This window comes from Paenibacillus sp. NPDC057967, assembly GCF_042887015.1.
Taxonomy (GTDB): domain Bacteria; phylum Bacillota; class Bacilli; order Paenibacillales; family Paenibacillaceae; genus Pristimantibacillus.
This window is the reverse complement of the sequence record NZ_JBHVQB010000013.1, coordinates 114,497-126,419: the sequence shown is the minus strand read 5'-3', so window position 1 is coordinate 126,419 and position 11,923 is coordinate 114,497. Positions and strand designations below refer to the sequence as shown.

At 53.1% G+C, this 11,923-nt stretch carries 8 protein-coding genes; all 8 read left to right on the top strand.

What is annotated here, in order from left to right; genetic code table 11:
- The first annotated feature begins 2 nt into the window (after positions 1-2).
- The 8 genes from ACFVSO_RS26990 (at position 3) to ACFVSO_RS26955 (ending at position 11,774) form a co-directional block, all read left to right on the top strand.
- Positions 3-1,604 carry an ABC transporter substrate-binding protein gene (locus ACFVSO_RS26990; RefSeq protein ID WP_387479826.1) on the top strand — a complete coding sequence of 534 codons (1,602 nt, stop codon included), beginning with the start codon at positions 3-5 and terminating at the stop codon, positions 1,602-1,604.
- A 153-nt stretch (positions 1,605-1,757) separates the two neighbouring features.
- Positions 1,758-2,627, top strand: a complete 870-nt coding sequence (locus ACFVSO_RS26985) for an ABC transporter permease (protein ID WP_387479885.1) — start codon at positions 1,758-1,760, stop codon at positions 2,625-2,627.
- Positions 2,628-2,641: 14 nt separating this feature from the next.
- The gene (locus ACFVSO_RS26980; protein WP_387479825.1) at positions 2,642-3,526 is read left to right on the top strand and encodes a carbohydrate ABC transporter permease; all 885 of its coding nucleotides are present in this window, start codon (positions 2,642-2,644) and stop codon (positions 3,524-3,526) included.
- A gap of 15 nt (positions 3,527-3,541) precedes the next feature.
- The gene (locus tag ACFVSO_RS26975) at positions 3,542-6,076 is read left to right on the top strand and encodes a glycoside hydrolase family 3 N-terminal domain-containing protein (RefSeq protein WP_387479824.1); all 2,535 of its coding nucleotides are present in this window, start codon (positions 3,542-3,544) and stop codon (positions 6,074-6,076) included.
- A 31-nt stretch (positions 6,077-6,107) separates the two neighbouring features.
- The gene (locus ACFVSO_RS26970) at positions 6,108-8,384 is read left to right on the top strand and encodes a beta-glucosidase family protein (protein WP_387479823.1); all 2,277 of its coding nucleotides are present in this window, start codon (positions 6,108-6,110) and stop codon (positions 8,382-8,384) included.
- Between the two features lie 29 nt (positions 8,385-8,413).
- A complete protein-coding gene (locus ACFVSO_RS26965) occupies positions 8,414-10,378 on the top strand; it encodes a beta-N-acetylhexosaminidase (protein ID WP_387479822.1) in 1,965 nt (654 codons plus the stop codon).
- Between the two features lie 205 nt (positions 10,379-10,583).
- Positions 10,584-11,258: a stalk domain-containing protein gene (locus ACFVSO_RS26960; protein WP_387479821.1), complete on the top strand. Its 675-nt coding sequence runs from the start codon at positions 10,584-10,586 to the stop codon at positions 11,256-11,258.
- A 327-nt stretch (positions 11,259-11,585) separates the two neighbouring features.
- The gene (locus tag ACFVSO_RS26955; protein WP_387479820.1) at positions 11,586-11,774 is read left to right on the top strand and encodes an S-layer homology domain-containing protein; all 189 of its coding nucleotides are present in this window, start codon (positions 11,586-11,588) and stop codon (positions 11,772-11,774) included.
- Positions 11,775-11,923: the final 149 nt, after the last annotated feature.

The following is an 11,923-nucleotide window of genomic DNA, read 5'->3' as shown; positions in this document are numbered from 1 at the left end:
TCATGACGGCTCGCGGTCGTACAATGAACACAGCACCAACCATTATACGAAAAGCGGGGGAGAACAAAATGAAAAACATCATGCGAGGGGCAACTCTGCTGCTGTTGTGCTTTGTCCTGGTTCTGTCGGCTTGCGGCAAGGGCAACAATGGAGCAGGCAACGGCAATCAGCCGGGCAGCAGCGCGAATACAGGGAGCAAACCGGACGAGAAAGTAGAGGAAATTACGGTAGCCTTCCCGCTCGTCAGCACCTCCCAGCAAGACTTGCAACTGGTAGAGGATGAGATTAATAAAATCTCCGAGGAGAAAATTAAAGTGCGGGTCAAGTTCCTGCCGATCAACGCAGGCGAATGGGCTCAGCGCATGAACCTGATCTTCAGCGGCGGCGAGACACTCGACCTTACCTTTGTCTCCGGCTTAATGTACAGCAACATGGTTGCCAAAGGTCAGCTTATCGAACTGGATGAGCTGCTGAATAAGCATGGCGAAGGCATCAAACAAGCGTTCGACGAGAAGTATCTGAACGCAACCAAAATTAACGGCCAAATCTACAGCGTGCCGACCGTGCGCGACTTGGCGGGCAGCTATGGCCTCACGATGCGCAAGGATTTGGTAGACAAGTACAACATCGATATCGAAGCGATTCAGACATTGGACGATGTTGAGAACCTGTTCAAAACGATTAAGGCGAGCGAGCCTCATATTGTACCGCTCGTACCGGGCGGAGTCGGTCAGTCCTTCCGTGAGAACCATGTGTTCTTCGATCCGCTTGGCGACTTTATGGGCGTATTGCCTAATTACGATAACGATCTGAAGATCGTTAATATGTACGAGATGCCGGAATATAAGGCATTTATCGACCGTATCCGCAAGTGGTATCTGGAAGGCTACATCCTGCCGGATGCGGCTACGAACAAGACAACAACGTTCGAGCTGATCAAGTCCGGCAAGGCCTTCTCTTATATGGCGCTGCAGAAACCAGGCTTCGCCGCGCAGGAGTCGAAGGCATCCGGCACGCAGATGGTTACGAAGGAATTGCTGCCGCCGGTAGCGACAACAAGCAACGTGACCAATGCGCTATGGGGCATTCCGGTAAACTCCAAGCATCAGGAGAAAGCGATGCAGTTCCTGAACCTGATGTATTCCGATGCTGATATCGTCAACCTGTTCGACTGGGGGATTGAAGGCAAGCATTATGTGAAGGAGAAGGGCGAAGCCGACCATATCATCTCCTACCCTGCTGGCCAGGATGCTACAACAATCGGCTACAACATGCTGGGCTGGATGTTCGGCAACCAGTTCCTGTCGTATGTCATGAAGACCGATGATCCGGACATTTGGAAGAAGACGGCGGAATTCAACAGCACCTCCAAGCCATCCAAGGCGCTTGGCTTTGTATTCGATGCGTCTGCGGTGAAGACGGAAGTGGCGGCGGTGTCCAATGTCGTTACCCAATATAAGCTGCCGCTGGAGACGGGAAGCGTGGATCCCGACAAATTGCTGCCGGAGTTCATCTCCAAGCTGAAATCGGCCGGCATGGACAAGATTATCGCCGAGAAGCAAAAGCAATTGGATGAGTGGGCAAAAAACAACTCGGTTCAGTAATAGTGGAATGCCACACTTGCTGCCCGGCCAATGACGAGTTGGCCGGGCTTATTATTCCAGGCAGTCTCGGATAGAGAGGGAGAGAATAGGGTGAATACGACAACACGACGCAAGAGAGGAGCCCGGCTGCGCAGATTTATCCCGCTATACATTATGATGCTGCCGGGACTGGCTTATCTGATCATTAACAACTACTTGCCAATGTTCGGTCTGTCGATCGCGTTCAAGGACATCAATTATGCCAAGGGCATCTGGGCGAGCGATTGGATCGGTCTTAAAAATTTTGAATATTTGTTCAAAACGACCGACGCTTACATCATTACGAGAAATACGCTGCTCTACAATGCCGTATTTATTGTTCTCGGTTTGGCGATTGCGATCGCCATTGCGATTCTGCTGAACGAGATTAGAAGCAAGATGGCGAGGGGCTTCTATCAAAGCGTGATCTTGCTGCCTTATCTAATCTCTATTATTTTGGTCAGCTATCTCGTATACGCCATGCTCAGCGTGGATGCAGGCTTTATTAACAAGACGATTCTGCCCATGCTTGGCCTTGATCCCATCTCGTGGTATCTGGAACCGAAGTATTGGCCGTATATTTTGACCGTCGTCCATATCTGGAAGGGAGCGGGCTACTCCTGCATTATCTTCCTGGCGGCTATCTTAAGCATCGACCGCGAGTATTACGAGGCGGCGGAGCTGGACGGTGCGTCAAAGTGGATGCAAATTCGTAAAATTACGTTCCCGATGATCACGCCGATCATCACGATGCTGACGCTGCTTGGCATCGGACGCATTTTCTATTCCGACTTTGGCCTATTCTATCAAGTGCCTATGAATTCTGGCGCGCTGTATGAAACAACGAACGTCATCGACACCTATGTATTCCGCGGGCTGATGCAGCTTGGCGACATCGGCATGTCGGCGGCGGCAGGTTTCTATCAATCGCTGGTCGGCTTTATTCTGGTGCTGGTATCCAACTATATTGTGCGCAGGTTCGACAAGGACAACGCCTTGTTCTAGGGAGGGAGATTCATATGACGAAAGAATACCGGGGCTGGCGCTGGTCGGCGCACATCATATTAGGCTTGTTCGCGCTAGCGTGCATCTTGCCGTTTGTGCTGCTGTTCACCTCCTCTGTGACCGATTCGAAGGTAATTGTGACGGAAGGTTATACGTTCTTTCCTTCCAGTCTCAGCTTTGCCGCTTATGATTACCTGTGGCAAAACTCGAAAATGATCTTTAATGCTTACGGCATTACGATTCTGACGACGGTGATCGGCACGACGGCAAGCTTGCTGATGACCTCCATGCTCGCATACCCGCTGTCCCGCAAAGATATGCCCGGCGGTATGGTGCTGGCTTTTATCGTATTTTTTACGCTGCTGTTCAACGGGGGCCTTGTCCCTACTTATATGGTCTACACGCAATTATTTGATATTAAAAACACGCTGCTGGCTCAGATCGTGCCTTGGCTGCTGATGAACGGATTTAATGTGCTGCTTATGCGCGCATTTTTCATGAACAGCGTTCCGAAGCCTGTTCTGGAGTCGGCGAGCATTGATGGTGCGGGAGAATTCACGATTTATTACAAGATCGTGCTCCAGCTGTCGCTGCCGATCATGGCGACGATCGGGCTGTTCCAGGCGCTTGCTTACTGGAATGATTGGAACAATGGGCTTGTATTCGTGACCGACTCTGCACTGTTCAATCTGCAAAACGTGCTGAACCGGATTATGAGCGATATCGAATTTCTGTCCAGTAATGCCAGCATGGGCTCGGGCAGCATTATCGCTCAGCTGCCGAGCGAGACGTTCCGCATGGCAATTGCGGTTATCGGCATATTGCCGATCTTGATCGCGTATCCGTTTTTCCAGAAGTTTTTTGTCAAAGGTTTGACCATCGGCGCTGTGAAAGGCTAAGGAGGAGAACACGATATGATCGGATTATGGCATGCAATTGTAGAGACGCCATCCATGAAGATGAAGCTTCATTTCAAAGTTTCGAAGAAAGCCGTCTATACGCTGGACATGGCGACGGAGCCGCTCGCTATTCCTATACAGATTGATACGCTGTCGGTCGAAGGCAACAGTCTGACAGCCAAGGCGAAGGCGTTCTGGATGCCAGGGGAGGAAATTGAGGTTCGCTTGGCGTTCAAGGAGGATGCCTTTGAGGGGGATATCTATATCCCTGCCATTGGCAAGCTGCCGCTTCAAGGCGCAAGAGGGCGCGGCCCGCATCTGTCGGAAGCGCTTATCGAGGAGATTGTTCCTTACCGGAAGGAGTCGGTACGAGAACGGTCCGACGAAGAGATTGAATTGGAGGTCAAATCTCTCCTGGGACGCATGACGCTGGAGGATAAGATCGGCCAGATGTTCCAGGTGCTGGCCTCGAACTTCTCGTTCGGCAACGCGGTTGCGACCGATCCGCCGGAGAAGCTTATTGCGGAGGGACGGGCAGGCTCCGTCCTCGGCGCATTCGATGTCAGCCGCGTGTTCAAGCTGCAGAAGATCGCCGTGGAGCAGTCGCCGCACGGTATCCCGCTGCTGTTCAACGCGGACATCATTCACGGCTCGCAGACGGTGTTCCCTGTGCCGCTTGCTTGGTCGTGCAGCTGGGATATGGAAGCGATCAAGGAGGCTTGCGCCATTGCGGCGAAGGAAGCCAGTGCGTCGGGCACGGTGTACAATCACGGTCCGATGATCGATATCGGACGTGATCCGCGCTGGGGGCGCGTAGTGGAAGGCTCGGGAGAAGACCCGTACCTGGGTGCGCTTATTGCAAAAGCGCAGGTCGAAGGCTTCCAAGGAGAATCGCTGTTCCATGCGGAGACGATTGTCGCTTGCCTGAAGCACTTTATCGGATACGGCGCTTCCGAAGGGGGACGCGACTACAATACGGTGGACATGTCCGAAGCAACGCTGCGGAATGTCTATCTGCCGCCATTCCAAGCCGGACTTGAAGCGGGAGCCGCATCAGTCATGAACGCCTTCAACATCTATCAAGGCGTGCCGGTTGCAGCCAGCGAGGAACTTCTAAAGCGGCTGCTCCGCGAGGAGCTTGGCTTCGACGGCGTGCTGATCTCAGACTACGGCGCAGTGGACGAGATCGTTCAGCACGGCTTTGCCGAGGATGAGCGAGAAGCGGCGAAGATGGCTGTGAATGCGACGATGGATATCGAGATGGCGACGCGCTCTTATGAGCATCTGGCGGAGCTGGTTCGCGAGGGCAGCGTGCCGGAGGAGACGATTGATGCAGCTGCCCGCCGCATTCTGCGGCTGAAGTACAAGCTGGGGCTGATGGATGATCCGTTCCGCTATATCCGTCCGGAGAAGGAGCAGGAATACCACTTTCATGAGGATCATCTCCGGGCAAGCCGGGAGCTTGCTCAGAAGTCCATTGTGCTGCTCAAAAATGACGGCGTACTGCCGCTGGCGAAGGACGACGGCAAGATTGCGCTGGTCGGTCCGTTCGCGGACAGCAAGGATCTGCTCGGTCCATGGCAATTTTCCCGCTACGGGCATGAGACGGTATCGCTCTATGAGGGACTTGTCGCCAGCGGCGTTGAAGAGGACCGATTGCTATATGCGCAGGGCAGCGGCGTCAACGAACCGCTGGAAGGCGGAATAGAGGAAGCGGTCCGGATTAGCGCACAAGCAGATATCGTCGTGCTGGCTCTTGGAGAGAGCAGCGACATGTCCGGGGAGGCAGCGTCCCGTCTTAGCATTCACTTGCCGGAGGCGCAGCAGCGTCTTGCGGAAGCAGTAGTGGCGCTGGGCAAACCTGCGGTGCTGGTGCTGACGAACGGCAGGCCGCTAGTGCTTGATTGGTTTGCTGCGAATGTCAGCGCCATCGTAGAGACATGGTTCCTCGGCTCGCAGGCCGGCCTTGCTATTGCAGATGTCCTGACGGGAGCGTACAACCCGTCAGGCAAGCTGACGATGAGTTTCCCGGCGCATCAGGGACAGGTTCCGGTCTATTATAATCACTTCCTAACGGGCCGGCCGCTGACGGAAGCGAACCGGAACAGCAAATATATATCAAAGTATCTGGACGGACCGAACGATCCGCTGTATCCGTTTGGCTATGGCTTAAGCTACAGCCGATTCGAGTATTCCGAGCTGAGGCTGGACCGTTCCGCGATTACTGGGACCGAGAAGCTTACCGCTGCGGTTACGGTGACAAATAACGGCGATGCCGCCGGGGAAGAGACGGTACAGCTTTATATTCAGGACTGCCATGGCAGTATTGTGCGTCCAGTCAAGGAGCTAAAGGGCTTCCGCAAGCTTCAGCTTGCGCCGGGCGAGAGCGGGGAAGCGGTATTCGAGATCGGAGAAGCGGAGCTTGTGTACTGGTCCCCGGGCAAGGGATACGGGGCAGAGCCGGGCCGGTTCAAATTGTATATCGGCGGAAGCAGCCGGGATGCGCAAGCGGCGGAATTCGTATGGACGGACAGTAAGTCAAAGAGTTAAGGGGTCAATCAATATGCGGGGAGGAATTACGATGGGGAACAATCGCGACATGAAGGCGCTAATCAAAGAGATGACGTTGGAGGAGAAGGCGGGGCTATGCTCGGGCCTCGATACTTGGCATACGAAAGGAATTGAGAGGCTTGGCATCCCGTCCGTTATGGTGACGGACGGCCCGCATGGCTTGCGCAAGCAACGCGCGTCGTCTGACCATTTGGGCTTGTTCGACAGCGTTCCAGCGACATGCTTTCCGTCTGCGGTCGGTGTAGCCAGCTCTTGGAACCGCGACTTGATCGAACGGATGGGGCAAGCGCTTGGCGTGGAGTGCCAAGCGGAGAATGTAGCAGTGTTGTTAGGGCCGGGTGCGAACATCAAGCGCTCCCCGCTGTGCGGACGCAACTTCGAATATTTCTCCGAAGACCCGTACCTCTCCTCGGAAATGGCGGCTTATCATATCAAGGGCGTGCAAAGCGAGGGAGTCGGCACTTCGCTGAAGCATTTTGCCGCGAACAATCAGGAGCATCGCCGGATGACCTCTGATTCTATCGTGGATGAGCGGACGCTGCGGGAGATCTATCTGGCCAGCTTCGAGGGCGCGGTCAAGCAGTCTCAGCCATGGACGGTCATGTGCTCATACAACAAGGTGAACGGCGAATTCGCTGCGGAGAATGAGACGCTGCTGACTACGATATTGAAGGAAGAGTGGGGCCATGAAGGCTTTGTTGTCTCGGATTGGGGCGCGGTGAACGACCGGGTGAAGGGACTGGCTGCCGGTATGGAGCTGGAGATGCCGTCCAGCCATGGCGAGGGAGATCGCGCCATTATCGAAGCGGTCAAGGGCGGCACACTGCCGATGGAGAAGCTGGATCAAGCTGTAGAGCGGCTGCTTCGCGTAATCTTCAAGTCTGTCGACGGTCGGAAGCCCGAAACGGTATTCGATCCTGCCTCCCATCATCAGCTGGCCCGCGAGGTGGCTCGCGAAAGCATGGTGCTGCTGAAAAACGAAGACGGCATTCTTCCGCTTAGACGGACCGGAACGCTGGCGGTCATCGGCGCTCTGGCGAAGGAGCCGCGCTATCAGGGCAGCGGCAGCTCCCAGATCAATCCAACACGTCTAGAGGATATTAGCGAGGAATTGGCTCGCTCGGCAGGCGTCGGCGTGAAGCTGACGTATGCTCAGGGTTACGAGCTTAATCAGGACGATACCTCCGAGGAGCTGACGAAGGAAGCACTGGAGCAGGCTTCCCAGGCGGATGTAGCCGTATTGTTCGCCGGATTGCCGAAGCGCTATGAATCGGAAGGGTTCGACCGCAAGCATCTGCGCATGCCAGCCAATCAAGTGGCTCTGATCGAAGCGGTGGCGGCGGTTCAGCCGAACCTTATCGTCGTGCTCAGCAACGGCGCGCCCGTAGAGATGCCTTGGCTTGGCAGCGCCAAAGCTGTGCTCGAAGCGTACCTGGGAGGCCAGGCGCTGGGCGGCGCTATCGCCGATCTGCTATTCGGGGATGCCAATCCGTCCGGCAAGCTGGCGGAGACCTTCCCGGTAAGGCTGAGCGACAATCCTTCTTATTTGTTTTACCCGGGCGAGGGAGACAAGGTGGAATACAGGGAAGGGATCTTCGTGGGCTACCGCTATTATGACAAGAAGGACATCGAGACTTTGTTCCCGTTCGGACACGGGCTTAGCTATACGACATTCGAATATACTGAGCTTGCCCTCGACAAGCGCGAGCTGACCGATACAGAGAGGCTGACCGTGACGGTCAAGGTACGCAATACCGGCTCTGTGGCGGGCAAAGAAGTTGTGCAGCTGTATGTACGTGACGTTGAATCAGAAGTGATCCGTCCTGACAAGGAGCTGAAGGGCTTCGTAAAGGTGGAGCTGGCTCCGGGGGAAACGAAGACGGTTTCGTTCGAGCTGGATAAACGGAGCTTCGCCTTCTATGATGCCGACGTTAGTGACTGGCGAGTAGAGACGGGGGAGTTCGATATACTCATCGGCCAATCTTCGAGAGAGATCGTGCTGTCGGAACGAGTGACCGTTCACTCCACAACCCCACAGTCGCTGGTCTTTCACCGCAACTCCACGGTATCGGATTTGATGAAGTCGGAGAAGGGAAAAGCCTTTGTCCAGCAGTTTATGAGTATGCTTCCGTTTGCCGGGGCAGTCGGGGAAGAGCACAAGGAGATGCTCCAGGCGTTCATGTCGCATATGCCACTTCGGGGACTGATCTCCTTCAGCGGAGGTAAGTTTACGGAAGAGAGGCTGGCGGAAGTGATCAAGGGGTTAAATGCCGCTGAGAGCAACTGACATCAACTAGGAGATAGGAGGCTGGACAGATGAATATATCATTATTTCCGTTATACCCGCAGCCCCGCAAGCTTGAGCTGCGGGAAGGGAGCGGTTCCTTCTCGGCTGACTTTGCGCTAGAGAGCTTGAACGAAGAGGCAAGGAGAGCAGAGTCCGTCGTGCGCGTGAAGGATAGACTTGAGGCAGTTGTAGCGCGCAGACAGGGCAGCGCAAGCGATATCGAGGGAGCGGAGTCGCTTGGATCCGTGCCCGCGACAATTTTGCATATTGCATGCCGTCCGGAGCTGCATACCCAAGGCTACACGGTGGAGTGGAACGGCGAACGGTTGGAAATTGGCTATAGCGCAGTAGAAGGCTTGCACTATGCGGTCGTTACGTTGGAGCAGCTGATCACCCGCCAAGGGATCGCTTGCGCATGCTTCCGCATCGAGGACGAGCCGGACTTCCCGGTCAGGGGCCTTATGCTGGATATTGGACGCAACAAAATTCCAAAGATGGAGACGCTGTACCCCTTAATAGACCGGATGTCCGAGCTGAAAATGAACCATTTGCAGCTTTATATGGAAGGCTTCTGCTTCGACTATGAGTCGTTCCGGGATTCCTTTCCGGAGGCAACGCCGATTAGCGGAGCGGAGTTCCGCGAGCTGGATGCTTATGCGAAGGAGCGGTTCATCGATCTGGTGCCGAATCAGAACTGTCTCGGCCACATGGGGCCTTGGCTAGCGAAGCCGGAATTCGCCGACCTCGCGGAGCATCCGGGCGGGCAGGAAACGCCGGTCTCGATCAAGCTGCCGCCGCTTACGCTCAATCCGCTCGATAGCCGGTCGATCGATTTGGTCCGCACGATGTTCGGCGAGCTGCTGCCGCATTTTACATCAGAATACGTCAATGTGAATATGGATGAGCCATTTGGCCTTGGCAAAGGGCAAAGCAAAGAACGCGCCCAAGGGGTTGGAGTGGGCAAGGTATATATGGATTATGCAGAGCAAGTATTCGAGATCATTCGCAGCCATGGGAAACGCACGCTGATGTGGGGCGATATTCTGACCAAGCATGACGAGATTATTCCGCTGCTTCCGAAGGACGTTACGGTGCTGGACTGGAACTATGAGAGCCATACCTCGTTCGAGGCGAACGGCAAGCTGCTGCAGCGGCATGGCGTGCCGTATTACGTCTGCCCGGGCACTAGCACATGGTCGTCTATTACGGGACGGACGGACAATATGCTGACGAACATTGCCGATGCCGCCCGCAGCGGCAAGGCATACGGTGCTGCCGGTATGATTGTGACGGATTGGGGCGATTCCGGCCACTGGCAGCCGCTGGTCATGAGCTATCCGGCTTATGCTTATGCCGCAGGCACCGGATGGCAGACGGAAGCCAACCTGGAGCAGCATGAGCAGTTGGAGCGGTATGTGACGGACTGTATGCTGCAGGATGACTCCGGGCATGCGGGCAAGCTGATTCTCGAGCTTGGGCGTTACATCAACCTGGAGAACAGCACGCTGGAGAATATGACGTATACAAACCATCTGCTGAACCGAGGGCTGTCGACGAAAGAAAAGCTGCTGTCGGAGACTGATATGATCATTAAGCTGCTTGTGGAGATTGGTGGCAGGGGCATACCGTTCCAGCTTGACTACCGCTCTGACGATATGCTGGCATGGCTGAAGGAGCAGAAGGATGCGATTGGCGAGCTGCGGTTGAAGCTGGGAGACGCGGAGATTGTCTCGCAAGAGCTTGCGCATGCGATCTCCTTGATCGAGCATGGCTCCGGTTTGCATCGCTTTATCTTCGGCCTGGAGCTGCCGGATGGCGAAGCGGAGCTCGCATGGCTGCGCAATCTTCATAGCGAGCTTGCTTCCATCATTGCGGAGTTCGACCGTCTATGGCTGATCCGCAACCGTAAGGGCGGCCTCGAAGCCAGCACCCGCAATCTTCATAAGCTGCTGAAGCAGTATGAAGACAGGCTTGCGGAGCTGGAGAACGCGTAACTTTTTAACAATAGGAAACGGAATTATGCATCTTAGATAAAGCAAAAAGAGCTCTTTAATCGAGAGCCTTTTTGTGATGAGTTGGGCTTTTACGCTAATTCAATGTTGCCCAGGATGAAAAATATACCAAAAGCCTCTTGTTTTCATATTAGGAATTAGGTATTCTATGGGGGCTTTTAACTAACGATATGGGAGCGTGAAAAGTTTGAAGAAGGGCGTTTTTGCTGCTGTCATCAGCGCAGCCATGCTGGTAAGCATGGGAACCGGAGCATTGGCAGCAACCAAGCTGCAAGAGATTAAGGCATTTTTGAATCCGGAAATTAAAGTGAAGGTAGACGGCAAGCCAATCCAACTGAGAGACGCTAATCAGAATGCCATTGTGCCGATTAATTATAACAACTCTAATTATTTTCCGATTCGGGCGATTTCTGATGCTCTGGGAATAGCAGTTGATTATGACACAGCTACAAAAACAATCATCCTAGGCGAAAAAGTCGATGGAACTGCAATAGCAAAGGGCTTTGATGATATGTACCATACCAAAGACCCTGCCCAAACGACATACAAAGGCATTAATTACAAGGAAGCGTATTTCAATAATGCATCTGGAGACCGCAGCGGCAGCTTCATGCTGTATCCGAAGAAAGAGCATCAAAAGCTATATCTTCAAATAGCGGCTGTCGGTGAGGATCTGGAGAATATCGAGATCAAGGACAGCGACAACGATATTATCTTGAAGCAAACAAAGGTAATCAAAGTCGCAGACGGACTTGTCACCATCGAAGCTGATATCGGCGGAGTGAGCTCGCTGTTCGTGAATTTCAAGATTAAATCGGATGGGGCTGTATTTGTGCCTTTGAACACTTCTTATTATAAGTAAAATCTTTATGCATCTCTAATAGTTTGGACCTCATAGAGGCGAAATTACGGCACAGCTTGCTTGTCTGAAATGGGACAATGCGAGTTGTGTCTTTTTTATTATATTTAGATATTTTTAGAACTGATTCCAATTAATTTCATCTAATTACTTTGTCAAGGTGCTTAACATTTGAAGGTCATTGATAGTAGTATGACATATGAGGTTGATTATTGTTTGTTCCCTTATTTTTGTTTTTTTATGTCGCACGTATTTTAGATGGAGCTTCTTTAAATCGGATCAATCCATTAGCCGTGAAGAAAGATCGTTATTATATCCAGAATTGCAGACATGTCCAGTATAAGCACTTCAGCGCAAGCTGCAGTTAAGGATGCCGGAAGAGCAGGAATCATCAAAGGGAAAGAAGACGGCTTTTTTGATCCGAAGGGCAATGCAACACGTGCAGAGGCGATTACGGTCATTCTAAATGTTTTGAATCTTCATCCGGATTTGAAGCAACTGCTGGATAGTCTGAAATAAATATTATCCTCAAACAGCACCAAGCAACCCGCAAGAAAGGTATTGCACCAATGCCTTTCTTGCGGGTTATATGTTTTGAGAACATGCCGGCTTCCAACTGTATTTTAATTAGTCAATCGTCTTTTTTTTCACGACGTACTACTTTCGTA

Coding starts and splice junctions, on each gene's coding strand:
- ACFVSO_RS26990 (WP_387479826.1), top strand. CDS start 3: ATGACGGCTCGCGGTCGTACAATGAACACAGCACCAACCATTATACGA.
- ACFVSO_RS26985 (WP_387479885.1), top strand. CDS start 1,758: ATGATGCTGCCGGGACTGGCTTATCTGATCATTAACAACTACTTGCCA.
- ACFVSO_RS26980 (WP_387479825.1), top strand. CDS start 2,642: ATGACGAAAGAATACCGGGGCTGGCGCTGGTCGGCGCACATCATATTA.
- ACFVSO_RS26975 (WP_387479824.1), top strand. CDS start 3,542: ATGATCGGATTATGGCATGCAATTGTAGAGACGCCATCCATGAAGATG.
- ACFVSO_RS26970 (WP_387479823.1), top strand. CDS start 6,108: ATGGGGAACAATCGCGACATGAAGGCGCTAATCAAAGAGATGACGTTG.
- ACFVSO_RS26965 (WP_387479822.1), top strand. CDS start 8,414: ATGAATATATCATTATTTCCGTTATACCCGCAGCCCCGCAAGCTTGAG.
- ACFVSO_RS26955 (WP_387479820.1), top strand. CDS start 11,586: ATGTCCAGTATAAGCACTTCAGCGCAAGCTGCAGTTAAGGATGCCGGA.